Genomic DNA, 13,880 nt, shown 5'->3' with positions numbered 1-13,880 from the left:
CGCTCCGGCGGGCCGCCGCTGCGTCATCCCGAGGAGATGCACCCCATGACCCTGATCCGACTGCGCGGTGTCACGAAGTCGTATCCGCCGACCCGGAAGGGCGCCGCGCCCGTCATCGCCGTCGACCACGTCGACCTGGACGTCGCCGCGGGCGAGGTCTGCGGCATCGTCGGCTACTCCGGCGCCGGCAAGAGCACCGTGCTGCGCCTCGTCAACGCGCTCGAGAAGCCCACGTCGGGCAGCGTGGAGGTCGACGGAGCCGACATCACCCGCTTCGGCGAGCGCGAACTGCGTGCGCTCCGCGGCGACATCGGCATGATCTTCCAGCAGTTCAACCTCTTCGACTCGCGGACCGTCGCCGGCAACGTGGCGTACCCGCTGGAGGTCGCCCGCCGCCCGAAGGCCGAGATCACGGCACGCGTCGCCCAGCTCCTCGATTTCGTCGGCCTCTCCGGCAAGGCGGGCAGCCACCCCGAGCAGCTCTCCGGCGGGCAGAAGCAGCGCGTCGGCATCGCCCGGGCGCTGGCGACGAACCCCCGCATCCTGCTCGCCGACGAGGCGACGAGCGCACTCGATCCCGACACCACCGCGGAGGTCCTCGCGCTGCTGCGCCGAGTGAACCGCGAACTGGGCGTGACGATCCTGGTCATCACCCACGAGATGGACGTCGTCCGCTCCATCGCCGACCGTGTGATCGTCATGGACGGCGGACGCATCATCGAGCAGGGCGCGGTCTTCGACATCCTCTCCGCGCCGCAGCAGGCGGCGACCTGCCGCTTCGTGTCGAGCATCGTCGAGGACGTGCCGCGCGGCGAGCAGTGGCGGGCGCTGCGGGAGCGGCATCCCGGTCGGATCGTCACGTTCACCGTGCGCGACGGCGACGTGCCCCAGGCCGACGTCTTCGCCGCGCTGTCGGCGGAAGGCGTGCGCTTCGAGCTGATCCACGGCGGCATCAACGACATCGGCGGGCGGGTCTTCGGACATCTCACGCTCGCGCTCACCGGCGATCCCGCGGCTCTGGACCGCGCGGTGGCCGCCGCCGGCGCCGTCGCGCCGCTCATCGAGGAGGACGCCCGTGGATAGGCTCATCGAGCTCCTGCCCCAGCTCTGGTCGGCGACGGCCGAGACGCTGCTGATGGTGACCCTCAGCCTCGTGTTCGGCGGCATCGCGGGGCTGCTCGTCGGCCTCGCGCTGTATGCGACCCGCGCCGGCAGTCTGTTCCCGCAGCGCATCGCCTTCACCGTGCTGAACGTGCTCGTCAACACGTTCCGTCCGATCCCCTTCATCATCCTGCTGGCCGCCGTGCAGCCCCTCGCCCGCGGCCTCGGTATCCGCGGCATCGGCATCGAGTTCGGCATCTTCGCCATCTCGCTGGCATCGATGTTCGCGATCGGCCGCGTCGTGGAGCAGAACCTGCTGACCGTGCGGCCCGGCGTGATCGAGGCTGCCCGCGCGGCGGGGGCGAGCCGCTCGCGCATCCTGTTCCGGCTCGTGCCGCGGGAGGCGCTGGGCCCGCTCATCCTCGGCTACACGTTCATCGTCGTGGCGCTCGTGGACATGACGGCCATGGCGGGCGTCGTGGCGGCCGGCGGACTCGGTCAGTTCGCGATCGTCAACGGCTTCCGCCAGTTCAACCCCGCGGTGACGTGGGCGGCGGTGCTCGTCATCGTCGTGATCGTGCAGGCGGTGCAGTTCTTCGGCAACTCGCTCGCGCGCAGGGTGCTCCGGCGCTGAGGCGGAATCGAGCGAGATGAGGCGATGCTGCGGCCGCAGCATCCCCTCATCTCATTCGCAGCGCAGCCCGTCGTCGGGGACGGTTCCCGCGGTGAGGTAGGCGATCACGGCGTCGTCGACGCAGGCGTTGCCCTTGTTGAAGCCGGTGTGTCCCTCCCCCACCCGGGTGACGAGCACACCGGACGAGAGCTGATCCGCCAGCGAGACCGACCACTCGTAGGGCGTCGCGGGGTCGTTCGTGGTGCCCACGACGACGATCGGAGCAGCGCCCTCGGCTGCGATCGGCTCGCGCACACCCGTGGGCGGGTACGGCCAGACGGCGCAGGCGTCGCCGCCCTGCCAGTAGGGAGCGATGGTGGGGGCTTCGGCCGCCAGGCGCGCGTCGGCGGCGTCCTTCTGCTCCTGCGTCGCGTCGTCGGGGTAGTCCATGCAGTTGTACGCGCTGAACGCCTCGGTGGAGTTGTCGTCGTACGACCCGTTCGAACGGCCGTAGTAGAAGTCGGCGAGCTGGAAGGCGACCTCCGGGTCGCCCTGCAGCGCACCGGACAGCGCCTGCGACAGGTAGGGCCAGCTGTCCTGCGAGTACAGCGCGGCGATGATCGCCGTGAGCAGCGAACTCGAGCCCAGCTCGCGTCCGTCGGACGCGGGCAGCGGCGTGCGGTCGACGCTGGCCAGCAGCGTGCCGAGGTCGGCCATACCGTCGTCGACCGTGCCGCGGAACGGGCAGTCGCTGCCCGCGATGCAGTCGGCCATGTACGCGCGGAGCGCGGACTCGAAGCCCACGCCCTGCGTGATGCCGACGTCAAGACCCGAGATCGCCGGGTCGATCGCGCCGTCCAGCACGAGCCGACCGACCTTCTCGGGGAAGAGCTTGGCGTAGGTGGCGCCGAGGAACGTGCCGTACGAGTAGCCCAGGTAGTTCAGCGTCTTGTCGCCGAGCACGCCGCGGAGCAGATCCATGTCGCGCGCGGCGGCGTCGGTGGTGATGTACGGCAGGATCCCGTTGCTGTTCGCCTCGCACGCGTCGGCGAACGTCGCGCTGGCGGCCTGCAGCTCGGCGGTCCAGGCATCGGAGCCGCGCGGCGCGGAGGGGATGTCGAACAGGTAGGCGTCCATCCCCGCCGGATCGAGGCACGTGACCGCGGTGGATTCGCCGACTCCGCGGGGGTCGAAGCCGATGACGTCGAAGTCGGAGGCCAGCTGGTCACCGACGGCGAAGGAGAGCGAGTCGCGCACGAGCGCCACGCCGCTCGCGCCCGGACCGCCGGGGTTCGTGAGCAGCGAGCCGATCGCCGTGCCGCTCTCGGCACGGTGACGGATGACGGAGAGGTCGATGTCGCCCTTCGACGGGTCGGACCAGTCGAGCGGCGCCCGGACCGTCGTGCAGTCGAAGCCCGACCCGCCGCAGGACTCCCACGACAGCGTCTGCCCGTAGTACGGCAGCAGTTCGGTCGTCACGCCCTCGGTGTCGGGGGCGGCGCTCGCGGTGGACGTCGGGCCGGCCTCGGGGATCACCGCGTACAGGCAGCCCGACAGGACGACGGATGCCGCCGCCAGCCCCGCGACGAGGGCGACGAGCCGACGCGCTCGGCGCGGGGTGGCGGTGGGCTTGTTCATCCTCAGGGGGTCCTCCCGGTGGCGACGGTCACGAGCATGCTCTCCAGAGCCAGGACGGGAGCGACGTTCTGCTCCAGGTTGCGCCGCGTCTCGGCGATCTGATCGAGGACGACCATCGTGCGACGCGGGTCCCAGGCCTCGGCCACCGACCTCAGCTCGGACTCGAGCTCGCGGTTGATGAGGTCGTCGGCGCGCCCGAACTGCAGCAGCACGACGTCGCGGAACAGCGACTGGAGGTCGGTCAGCACCCGGTCGATGCCGTCGCGGAGGCTGCGCGTCGCGCGGCGCTTCTGCTCGTCTTCGAGGGCGGAGATCTGCGAGCGCACGGCGGGGGGCACAGCGGCACCCGGGGCGACCCCGACGGTGCGCAGCAGACTCGACCGCTCGGCCTCGTCGCGCTCCGCGGTGAGGGCCTTGGCGTCCTCGGTCGCCGCCTGGACGATGCGCCCGGCGACGTCGACCGCGCCGCTCACGCCGCGCACCTGCAGCACGCCGCGCAGCGTGTCATCCCGACGGCCGCGGGCCGCGGCATCCGTCGCCAGCCTCTGGGCCATGCCGATGTGACGCTGTGCGTGCCGTGCGGACTGCTCCGCGGTGGCATGGTCGACGCCGGTGCGCTGCTCGATGAGGCGCGCGACGTCTTCGACGTCGGGCTCACGCAGGCGGAGCACCCGCACCCGCGAGCGGATGGTCGGCAGGAGGTCGGCCTCGCTGGGAGCGCAGAGGATCCAGACGGTGCGCTCCGGCGGCTCCTCGAGAGCCTTGAGCAGCACGTTGGACGTGCGCTCGACCATGCGGTCGGCGTCTTCCATGACGATCACGCGGTAGCGCCCGAGCGACGGCGAGAAGTATGAGCGCTCGACGAGGGAGCGTGCGTCCTTGATGGTGATGATGACGCCCTCGGTGCGCAGCGCGGTGAGGTCGGGATGCGTGCCCGCGAGCACCTGCCGCATCGCGGCCTCGTCGCCGGGCTCGGCGATGAGCGACGCCGCGAAGGCGTGGGCCAACGTCGAGCGGCCGGAGCCGGGCGGGCCGGTGATGAGCCACGCGTGGGTCATGCCGGCCTGATCGGATGCCGCGGCCGCCAGCGTGCGGACGGCATCGTCCTGACCCCCCACCTCGTCCCACGGGAACGCGGCGTGGCGTTCGACCGCGGGGGCGGCGGCGGGGGCGTCCATGGTCCCCAGCCTAACCGCGGCCCCGGACGGCCCCGCCGGTTGGGCCGACGTCTGTACGACCCGTCGTGCCGGTGCGGACTCGGTGGAGGATGAGGCGCCCGCGCGGCGACGGTGGTGCAGACGTCGGGGCGTTTCGTCTCGTCGCCGGCGCTCCTCGCTCAACGAGCGGGGTGAGCCGGGCGACGCTCGTCGAGCGAGCGAAGCGAGTCGAAACGCGCGACGGGTCAGGCGTCGAGCGCGCGGGCGACGCGGTCGCGTACGACGGCGGCGAGGTCGTCGATCGGGCGCGCGGCGTCGAGCACCAGGAACCGGTCGGGCTCGGCGGCGGCGAGCGCCAGGAACTCCGACCGCACCCGCTCGTGGAACGCGCTCTTCTCCGACTCGAGCCGGTCGAACGGCTTGTCATCGGCGTCGAGGCGGCCCCGGGCGACCGAGGGGTCGACGTCCAGCAGCACCGTCACGTCGGGCAGCAGTCCCCCGGTGGCCCACACCGACAGGTCGCGCACCTCCGCCGAGCCCAGCACCCGCCCGGCGCCCTGGTAGGCGACCGACGAGTCGAGGTAGCGGTCCTGGATCACGACGTCGCCGCGCTCCAGCGCAGGCCGCACCACGGTCTCCACGTGATGGGCGCGGTCGGCCGCATAAAGGAGCGCCTCCGCGCGCGGAGCGATTCCCCCGCGGTGGTGCAGCACGATGTCGCGCACGAGCACGCCCACTTCGGTGCCGCCGGGCTCGCGCGTGCGCACCACGGTGCGTCCGGCATCCGTCAGCCACGCCTCGAGGAGCGCGGCCTGAGTCGTCTTGCCCGCGCCGTCGCCGCCCTCGAGCGTGATGAACAGTCCTCGCCCGGTGTTCGTCGGGCGACCGCCGGAGGCGGCCTGGGTCACGAGGACTTCTTCGCCGGGGTCTTGCGCGCCGCGGGCTTGCGCGTCGTCGCGCGCTTGGGCGCGGGGCCCTTCGCGCGTTTGTCGGCCAGCATCTGCACCGCGATCTCGTACGTGATGTCGGCGGGCATCTGACCGCGCGGGATCGTGACGTTCGTCTCGCCGTCGGTGACGTAGGCGCCGAAGCGGCCGTCGCGGATGCGGATGGGCTTGCCGCTCACCGGATCCGCCTCGAATTCCGCCAGCGCGCTCGACGCACGGCGGGCGCCGTACTTCGGCTGCGCGTAGATCTCCAGGGCGGCGGGCAGCTCGATGTCGAGCAGCTGCTGCTCGCTGTCGAGGGTGCGCGAGTCGGTGCCCTTCTTCAGGTACGGACCGTAGCGGCCGTTCTGGGCGGTGATCATCTCGCCGGACTCCGGGTCGACGCCCACCTCGCGAGGAAGCGACAGCAGCTTGACGGCGGTCTCGAGGTCGACGGTGTCGACGGTCATCGACTTGAAGAGCGACGCGGTGCGCGGCTTGGGCGCAGCATCCTTCTTCGCTGCAGCCGCCTTGGTGCCCTTCGCCGCCCGCTTCTTGGGCGGCTCGGGAGCGGCTTCGAGCACTTCGCCCGTCGCCTCATCGACCGTTCCGGGCTCCTCCGGCTCGAGCTCCTGCACGTAGGGGCCGTAGCGGCCGTCCTTGACGACGATGAGCTTGCCCGACTCCGGGTGGGTGCCCAGCACCCGGTCGCCCGCGACCGGCGCGTCGACCAGCTCCTGCGCCTTCGCGGGCGTGAGCTCGTCGGGTGCGAGGTCTTCGGGGATGTTGACGATCCGCGGCTTGGCCTCGGGCGCCTCCGGGTCGACGACCTCGAGGTACGGTCCGTAGCGGCCGATGCGGAGGGTGGCGGTGTCGGTGATCGGGCGGGAGTTGAGCTCGCGCGCGTCGATCTCACCGAGGTTCTCCACGACGTTGCGCAGTCCGACATGTCCCTCGGAGCCGAAGTAGAACTCGGTGAGCCATTCGACCCGTCGCTGCTCGCCGCGGGCGATCGCGTCGAGGTCGTCTTCCATCGCGGCGGTGAAGTCGTAGTCGATGAGGTCGGGGAAGTGCTCCTCGAGCAGCCGGACGACGCTGAAGGCGAGCCAGCTGGGGACGAGCGCCTGGCCCCGCTTGGAGACGTAGGTGCGCGCGATGATCGTGTCGATGATGCTCGCGAACGTGGAGGGACGGCCGATGCCGCGCTCCTCGAGTGCCTTGACCAGCGATGCCTCGGTGTAGCGGGGCTTCGGGTTGGTGGCGTGGCCCTTCGCCTCGACGTCGTGCAGGCGCAGCGTGTCGCCGACGGCGAGCTGCGGCAGCAATTGGTCGTCGGCCTTGTCGGCGTCGCCGCGCTTCTCGTCGGACCCCTCCTCGTAAGCCTCGAGGAAGCCCTTGAAGGTGTAGACCGTGCCGGAGGCGGTGAACTCGGCGATGCGGTCGCCCGCCTTCACCTCGAGCGTGACCGTGGTGGTCTCGTACTTCGCGTCGGACATCTGGCTGGCGACGGTGCGCTTCCAGATCAGGTCGTAGAGGCGCTGCTCGTCGCGGTCGAGCTGCCCGGAGATCGAGGAAGGCGTGCGGAAGTGCTCACCGGACGGACGGATCGCCTCGTGAGCCTCCTGCGCGTTCTTGCTCTTGCTCTTGTAGAGGCGGGGCTGCAGCGGCACCGCGTCCTTGCCGTAGAGCTGCACGGCCTGCTCGCGCGCCGCACCGATCGCCTGCGCCGACAGCGACTGCGAGTCGGTGCGCATATAGGTGATGAAGCCCTTCTCGTAGAGTCGCTGGGCGACGCTCATGGCGTGCTTCGCGCTCATCGAGAGCTTGCGGCCGGCCTCCTGCTGGAGCGTGGAGGTGGTGAAGGGGGCGTACGGGCGACGGGTGCCCGGCTTGGACTCGAGGGAGGAGACGGATGCTTCGCCCGCCGCCGTCACCTGCGTGGCGAGTTCGGCGGCCTGGGCCTCGTCGAGGACGACGACGGCCTTCTTGAGCGAACCGGTGTCGTCGAAGTCGGAGCCGCGGGCGATCTGGGCACCGGCGAGACGGGACAGCTTGACGCCGAAGGAGTCGGAGGTCTTCGACGCCTGCGCCTCGACGTCCCAGTAGGACGCGGACACGAACGCCATGCGCTCGCGCTCACGATCGACGACGAGGCGGATGGCGGCGGACTGCACTCGGCCGGCCGACGTGCCCTGCTGCACCTTCATCCAGAGCACGGGCGAGACGTCCCAGCCGTAGAGCCGGTCGAGGATGCGGCGGGTCTCCTGCGCATCGACGAGGTCGAGGTCGAGCTCACGCGTGTTGTCGACGGCCGCGCGGATCGCATCCTGGGTGATCTCGTGGAACACCATGCGCTTGACGGGGACCTTCGGCTTCAGCGCCTCGAGGAGGTGCCACGCGATGGCCTCACCCTCGCGGTCCTCATCTGTGGCGAGCAGGAGCTCGTCGGCGCCGCGGAGTGCGCGCTTCAGCTCGGCCACGGTCTTCTTGCCGCGCTCGGACTCCACGTAATAAGGAGCGAACTCGTTCTCGATGTCGATCGAGTACTTGCCGACGGACGTCTTCTTCAGCTCGGCGGGGATGTCGCGGCGGTCGGCGAGGTCGCGGATGTGGCCGACCGAGCTCAGCACCTCGTACCCGTCGCCGAGGTAGCCCTGAATGGACTTCATCTTGGTCGGCGACTCGACGATCACGAGCTTCTTGCCCGTCGACGCTTTCTGTGGCACTGGTGGTCCCTTCTTCGTTGCACACCATACACACCGCACACTGTGAATCAGGCCGCGCCGCCGCGGCGGTCCTGCGCGGCGGAATGCACTGCCCTCACGACGGCGGGGGGCCCGCACGTGCCGTGGCGGAGGCCGGAAGCCGGAGAAAGGACGAGGCGATCCCGACCGTCGCGACGAGCCCGTCCAGGCTGCACGAGGCGATGTCGGCCCCGGCAGCGGAGGCCACTTCGGCAGCCCGGTCGCACGGGATGCCGGTGACGGCCCCGGACGCCGTGTCTGCCGCCGCGAGGGCGGCGGCATCGGCGACACCGGCCATTCGCTGACCGAAGGCGGCCGCGGCTCCGGCCGTCACGAAGGAGGCGGCGAGGGTCGCTGTGCAGAAGGCGATGCCGACCGACAGCACGGTCCCCGCCATCAGCGGCCGCCGTCCAGCGCGCAGGAACTGGCCGTCAGCGTGACCGGGATGATGCCCGCCTCGGCCGTCGCCGTGACGCACACCAGGTCGCCGCGTGCGCCCACCGCGACGGTGCCGCCGATAGCCGCGACGGGTTGCGCGATGCGACCAGGGTCCTCGCCGCGCGAGGCGAGACGCGCCGCGTCGGCCGCCGCATCCTGCAGCCGGACCTGCGTGGCACACGCACCGAGCGCCGCTGACGTCAGCAGCACGACGAGGACGACCGCGGGGAGGGCGACGGCGAACTCCGCCGCCACCGCTCCCCTGTCGTGGGCGACCGCCCGGAGCGTGGTGGACGCGAGAGCCCGCGCGCGCCCGATGACGCTCGTAGCCGCCCCGCCGGTCACGCGACCGTGAGCGCGCGACGGACCAGATCGGTCAGGATGCCGCGCACCTCATCGCTGCGCATGATGACGACCAGCAGCCCGGCGAACGCCACCGCCGCCATGGTGGCGATGGCGTACTCGGCCGTCGCGGCTCCGGTCTCGTCGCCGAAAAGAAGAGCCGCGCGCCGGTTGCTCAGAGTCGGAACACGATTCTTCCCGCGTGGTGCAAGCGACGCGGAGGAGCTGAGGCGGCGCGGGATCGATCGGTGCCGGCGTGCGGTCGGAGTGGTGAGGGTGGACATGCGAACTCTTTCTCTGGAAGGGATGGGCGGGTGGACACGTCGAGGTCACAGCGTGAGCGAGGTCGAGGAGAGGACGCTGAGCAGCATCGGAGCGACACCGAGCAGCAGGAACGCCGGCAGGGTGCAGACGCCGAGAGGCAGGAGGAGTCGGGATGAGAGCACCGCGGCGCGCAGTCGTCCCTCTGTGCGGGCTCGATGACGCGCGAGAGTCGCAGACGCGCGGAGCAGCTCGACCGCCGGCACGCCGGCCGTCGAGGACAGCGTGAGGACCGTCTCGACGGCGTCGTCCCGCTCGCGGCCGGTGGCCGTCTGGACGATGCTGCGCGCCCGGTCGATGGACGCTCCCCCGCTGAGGCCGATCGCCACGAGCTCCGCGTCGATCCCCGGGACACCACTCGTCCGGCGCGCCTTGAGCACGAGGGCACGGGTCCAGCGGTGGGCGGCGAAGATGAGGCCTGCACCGGCGACCAGGCACACGATGCCGATCGGATTGGTCAGGAGCACCCGCAAAGTGTCGAAGCCGAGGGCGACCCCGAGCCCGACCGCCACCAGAGGAAGCCAGGACATGAGCCGGGCCGTGCCGGCCGGCTCGGCGAGCGCGACCCGCACCTCGTCGGCAGCCTCTCTCGCGTCGCGGAGGGCCGCGGCGATGGAGCGCAGGCTCAGCGCGAGCGGCGCCCCCACGGTGGATGCGACGTGCCAGGCCGCCCCCACCTCGCGCCATTCGTCGCCGCGCGCGGCGACGGCATCCGCGAGGGCGACGCCCCGCGTCACCTCCGCAACGACCGCCCGGGCCGTCTCGTCACCGCCGTCGGCGAGGTGCTGCCAGGCGCGAGCGGGTGCGATGCCCGCCTGCAGCAGCACGGCGAGCTGCAGCACGACCTCCGCGGCAGCGCCGCGGCTGTCGCCGTCGGCCGGGCGACCGCGTCGCCATCGTCCGAACAGCGACGTGCGCAGCAAGGCCGTCACGCGCGCGCTCACGACAGGTCCTCGACGGTGACGGTCAGCCGGTCTCGGTCGTCCACTGTCGGCCGCCCCAGGCCGGACACGATCCGCCGGCCGGTGTCGTCGCGGGACACGTGGATGACCCAGTGGATCGCGCTCACCACCTGCCGGGCGAGCGCGACGGCGTCGAGTCCGGCGAGCGCGCCGAGAGCCTCGAGGCGTGCCGGCACGTCGTCGAGTCCGTTCGCATGTACCGTGCCGGCGCCGCCGTCGTGCCCGGTGTTGAGCGCTGACAGCAGTTCGCGCACCTCGTCGCCGCGGCACTCCCCGATGACGAGCCGGTCGGGTCGCATCCGCAGCGCCTCCCGCACGAGACGAGCCAGTCCGATCGCGCCCGCGCCCTCCAAGTTGGGCTGACGCGCCTCGAGTCGCACGTGGTGCGGATGGTCGATGCGCAGCTCCGCGACGTCTTCGATCGTCACGATCCGCTCCTGGGAGGGGGTGAGCGCGAGGAGGGCGGCGAGCAGGGTGGTCTTGCCCGCGCCGGCGGCTCCGGTGATGAGCACGTTCTCCCGGCGTTCGACGATGCCGCGCAGCCGCACACCGACCGCGGTGGAGAACATGCCGCGCCGCTCGAGCCGGTCGAGATCGGCGACGCCGACGCGGGGCACGCGGATGGAGATGACCGTCCCCTCCGCCGACACCGGCGGGAGTACCGCGTGGACGCGCATGCCGCCGTCCAGCCGCACATCCATGCACGGTGTGGCGTCGTCGATGTGTCTGCCGCCCAGCGCGATCAGGGCGACCGCGAGCGCCCGCACCTCGTCTTCTCCCGCGCGCCACGCCGGCTGGCGGACGGGGCCGTCCCCCCGGTCGACGAAGAGCCCGGCGGCACCGTTGATGAACAGGTCGGTGACGAGGACGTCGTCGAGGTACCGACCCAGCGGCTCCAGCGCCGCGGGCCTGTCTGCGGGCACCGGAGGGGGCACCTCTCGCTTCCGCCTCGTGGCGGCCGGGACGAACGCCACTGCACGCGGGCCGTCGAGCGCGGGTTCGTCCGGCTCCCCCACGACTCGGTGCCGCGCAGCCCGCACGGTCGAGGGGTCCTCCTCAGCAGCAACCCGCCCCCTCGTCGCCGCCCTGCCGACCACCGGCACGGCGGTGACTCTCGGCGTGACGACGAACGGCTCGGACATGCCACGACGGTAGGCCGCGGCATCCGACGGTCATCGCCTGGGAGAGCCGCCTCGGGGACTGTCCGCAGCCGTCTCCGCATGTGGAGGACGCCCACGCGACAGGGCGCAGTAGTCATAAGAAGGGCGGCATCCCATGGGGGGAATGGGATGCCGCCGCGTGCAGCGCCCCAGGGGGGTTAGGGGCTGCGATGCCAGAATCGAAGTTCGGCCGAAACCTGAGCATACGCAAGGCTCCGCGCCCATTCAAACGCATCCAGCGGTTCTTTCCGATATATCGCTGGTGTCGCAAAATGGATCTCTTCTGCTCCATTAAGCGACAAGGGGGTATAGAGCGCCATCGGCCCAGCCCCACCAACTAACGGCGGTAGCGCCGAGGATGCGCCGGTGGCTGAATGGTGCTGTCGCGACCGACCTCTCCGGACGGCGCGAGTGACAGACGCACGGCCCGCAAAGGAGCGCCGCATGAGCAGCAACATCGATCACCTTCTCACCGAGACGCGGCGGTTCGCGCCGGAGGCCGCCTTCGCCGCCGACGCGGTCGGAACAGCCGACCTCTACGCCCGCGCCGCCGAAGACCGTCTCGGCTTCTGGGGCGACCAGGCGCGTCAGCTGCTGCACTGGCACACGCCGTTCACGGAGGTGCTCGACTGGTCGAACCCCCCGTTCGCCTCCTGGTACGGCGACGGCGAGCTCAACGTCGCCTACAACTGCCTCGACCGTCATGTCGAAGCCGGCAACGGCGACCGGGTCGCACTCCTGTGGGAGGGCGAGAACGGCGATGAGCGTCGCGTCACGTATGCCGAGCTCACCGACGAGGTCAAGCGCCTCGCGACCGTGCTGGAGGGCCTCGGCATCGGCGCCGGGGATCGCGTCGCCATCTACCTTCCGATGATTCCCGAGGCCGTGGCATCCATGCTCGCCGTCGCACGCATCGGCGCCATCCACTCGGTCGTCTTCGGCGGCTTCTCGGCCGACAGCCTGCGCGCTCGCATCGACGACGCCGGCGCGAAGCTCGTCATCACCGCCGACGGCGGCTACCGCAAGGGGAAGGTGTCGGCGCTGAAGCCGGCCGTCGACCAGGCCCTCGCCGACCGCAACGGCTGCGGCGTGCAGGAGAGCGTCGAGCACGTGCTGGTCGTCCGGCGCGGCGGGAACGAGATCGAGTGGACCGAGGGACGCGACCTCTGGTGGCACGAAGCTGTGGCGACGGCATCCGCCGACCACGAGGCTCAGCCCTTCCCGTCCGAGAACCCCCTCTTCATCCTCTACACGTCCGGGACCACCGGAAAGCCGAAGGGCATCCTGCACACCTCCGGCGGCTACCTCACGCAGGCGGCCTTCACCAACCGCGTCGTGCACGACGTCCACCCCGAGACGGACGTCTACTGGTGCACGGCCGACATCGGCTGGGTCACCGGCCACACCTACGTCACCTACGGCCCGCTGGCCAACGGCGCCACCCAGGTGCTCTACGAGGGCACGCCCGACACGCCGCATCCGGGTCGCTGGTGGGAGATCATCCAGAAGTACGGCGTCTCCATCTTCTATACGGCGCCCACGGCGATCCGGTCGTTCATGAAGATCGGCCGCGATGTGCCCGGGGGCTTCGATCTGTCGTCGCTGCGCCTCCTCGGCTCGGTGGGCGAGCCCATCAACCCCGAGGCGTGGATGTGGTACCGCGGTGTCATCGGTCACGACAGCACGCCGATCGTCGACACGTGGTGGCAGACCGAGACGGGCGCGATCATGATCTCCGCGCTGCCGGGCGTCACCGAGACCAAGCCCGGATCGGCGCAGGTTCCGATCCCCGGCATCTCGATCGACGTGGTGGATGACGCGGGTGAGCCCGTCGGCGAGGGCAACGGCGGACTGCTCGTCGTCACCGAGCCGTGGCCGTCGATGCTCCGCGGCATCTGGGGGGACCCCGAGCGCTACGTCGAGACGTACTGGGAGAAGTTCGCCGACAAGGGCTACTACTTCGCCGGCGACGGCGCGCGCCTGGATGACGACGGCGACGTCTGGCTGCTCGGCCGCGTCGACGACGTCATGAACGTCTCGGGTCACCGCCTGTCGACGGCCGAGATTGAGTCGGCTCTCGTCGCGCACGAGGCGACTGCCGAGGCGGCTGTCGTGGGAGCGTCGGACGAGACCACCGGCCAGGCCGTCGCCGCGTTCGTGATCATCAAGCAGAGCTACCTGAAGGCGCACTCCCCCGAGGGTCTGGCGCAGACGCTGCGGCAGTGGGTCGGCGAGCAGATCGGCCCGATCGCACGCCCCCGCGACGTCTACATCGTCGAGGAGCTGCCCAAGACGCGGTCGGGCAAGATCATGCGGCGCCTCCTGCGCGACGTCGCCGAGGGTCGTGAGGTCGGCGACACGACGACGCTGGCCGACACCGCGGTGATGAGCGTCATCTCGGCGCAGGTGCGCTGACGGACGACGGATGCCGCGGCCCCGGGCCGCGGCATCCTCATCGTGAGGGCGGCTCGAGCGCCG

12 protein-coding genes are annotated in these 13,880 nt (G+C 71.2%); 3 read left to right on the top strand and 9 right to left on the bottom strand.

All coding sequences use genetic code 11. From position 1 onward, the window contains the following. Window positions 1-45 precede the first annotated feature (45 nt). Both ABC304_RS09275 and ABC304_RS09270 read left to right on the top strand, forming a co-directional pair. Window positions 46-1,083 (top strand): methionine ABC transporter ATP-binding protein, encoded by a 1,038-nt coding sequence (locus ABC304_RS09275; protein WP_412930320.1) that lies wholly within the window; start codon window positions 46-48, stop codon window positions 1,081-1,083. Continuing rightward, complete coding sequence (locus tag ABC304_RS09270) at window positions 1,076-1,735, top strand: methionine ABC transporter permease (RefSeq protein ID WP_412930318.1); 660 nt, start codon at window positions 1,076-1,078, stop codon at window positions 1,733-1,735. Before ABC304_RS09275 ends, ABC304_RS09270 begins: the two co-directional genes overlap by 8 nt. Before the next feature lie 51 nt (window positions 1,736-1,786). Here the strand turns inward: ABC304_RS09270 and ABC304_RS09265 are convergent, their stop codons facing one another. From ABC304_RS09265 to ABC304_RS09225, 9 genes are all read right to left on the bottom strand, one after another. After that, window positions 1,787-3,352, bottom strand: a complete 1,566-nt coding sequence (locus tag ABC304_RS09265; protein WP_412930317.1) for an alpha/beta hydrolase — start codon at window positions 3,350-3,352, stop codon at window positions 1,787-1,789. A 2-nt stretch (window positions 3,353-3,354) separates the two neighbouring features. Continuing rightward, window positions 3,355-4,530, bottom strand: coding sequence for a DNA polymerase III subunit delta' (locus ABC304_RS09260; protein ID WP_412930316.1), 1,176 nt, complete (start codon window positions 4,528-4,530; stop codon window positions 3,355-3,357). A gap of 224 nt (window positions 4,531-4,754) precedes the next feature. Further along, window positions 4,755-5,417, bottom strand: coding sequence for a dTMP kinase (gene tmk, locus ABC304_RS09255; protein WP_412930315.1), 663 nt, complete (start codon window positions 5,415-5,417; stop codon window positions 4,755-4,757). Further along, a complete protein-coding gene (gene topA, locus ABC304_RS09250) occupies window positions 5,414-8,104 on the bottom strand; it encodes a type I DNA topoisomerase (protein ID WP_412932891.1) in 2,691 nt (896 codons plus the stop codon). Before topA ends, tmk begins: the two co-directional genes overlap by 4 nt. A gap of 151 nt (window positions 8,105-8,255) precedes the next feature. After that, window positions 8,256-8,576, bottom strand: a complete 321-nt coding sequence (locus ABC304_RS09245; RefSeq protein ID WP_412930314.1) for a helicase — start codon at window positions 8,574-8,576, stop codon at window positions 8,256-8,258. Further along, the gene (locus ABC304_RS09240) at window positions 8,576-8,962 is read right to left on the bottom strand and encodes a TadE family type IV pilus minor pilin (RefSeq protein ID WP_412930313.1); all 387 of its coding nucleotides are present in this window, start codon (window positions 8,960-8,962) and stop codon (window positions 8,576-8,578) included. Before ABC304_RS09240 ends, ABC304_RS09245 begins: the two co-directional genes overlap by 1 nt. Beyond that, window positions 8,959-9,138 carry a DUF4244 domain-containing protein gene (locus tag ABC304_RS09235; RefSeq protein WP_412932890.1) on the bottom strand — a complete coding sequence of 60 codons (180 nt, stop codon included), beginning with the start codon at window positions 9,136-9,138 and terminating at the stop codon, window positions 8,959-8,961. Before ABC304_RS09235 ends, ABC304_RS09240 begins: the two co-directional genes overlap by 4 nt. 150 nt (window positions 9,139-9,288) lie before the next feature. Beyond that, complete coding sequence (locus ABC304_RS09230) at window positions 9,289-10,224, bottom strand: type II secretion system F family protein (protein ID WP_412930312.1); 936 nt, start codon at window positions 10,222-10,224, stop codon at window positions 9,289-9,291. Beyond that, the gene (locus ABC304_RS09225) at window positions 10,221-11,384 is read right to left on the bottom strand and encodes a TadA family conjugal transfer-associated ATPase (RefSeq protein ID WP_412930311.1); all 1,164 of its coding nucleotides are present in this window, start codon (window positions 11,382-11,384) and stop codon (window positions 10,221-10,223) included. Before ABC304_RS09225 ends, ABC304_RS09230 begins: the two co-directional genes overlap by 4 nt. 462 nt (window positions 11,385-11,846) lie before the next feature. On the opposite strand from ABC304_RS09225, the gene acs reads away from it, so the two are divergent. Then, a complete protein-coding gene (acs, locus tag ABC304_RS09220; protein ID WP_412930310.1) occupies window positions 11,847-13,817 on the top strand; it encodes an acetate--CoA ligase in 1,971 nt (656 codons plus the stop codon). The last annotated feature ends 63 nt before the right edge of the window (window positions 13,818-13,880 follow it).

Source organism: Microbacterium jepli (assembly GCF_047237905.1).
GTDB lineage: Bacteria > Actinomycetota > Actinomycetes > Actinomycetales > Microbacteriaceae > Microbacterium.
The sequence above is the reverse complement of the archived record's forward strand: the minus strand, read 5'-3'. Positions and strand labels throughout refer to the sequence as shown.

Bases quoted from the DNA above. Each gene is read 5' to 3' on its own strand.
- ABC304_RS09275 (WP_412930320.1), top strand. From the start codon at position 46: ATGACCCTGATCCGACTGCGCGGTGTCACGAAGTCGTATCCGCCGACC.
- ABC304_RS09265 (WP_412930317.1), bottom strand. From the start codon at position 3,352: ATGAACAAGCCCACCGCCACCCCGCGCCGAGCGCGTCGGCTCGTCGCC.
- ABC304_RS09260 (WP_412930316.1), bottom strand. From the start codon at position 4,530: ATGGACGCCCCCGCCGCCGCCCCCGCGGTCGAACGCCACGCCGCGTTC.
- topA (WP_412932891.1), bottom strand. From the start codon at position 8,104: ATGAAGTCCATTCAGGGCTACCTCGGCGACGGGTACGAGGTGCTGAGC.
- ABC304_RS09245 (WP_412930314.1), bottom strand. From the start codon at position 8,576: ATGGCGGGGACCGTGCTGTCGGTCGGCATCGCCTTCTGCACAGCGACC.
- ABC304_RS09225 (WP_412930311.1), bottom strand. From the start codon at position 11,384: ATGTCCGAGCCGTTCGTCGTCACGCCGAGAGTCACCGCCGTGCCGGTG.
- acs (WP_412930310.1), top strand. From the start codon at position 11,847: ATGAGCAGCAACATCGATCACCTTCTCACCGAGACGCGGCGGTTCGCG.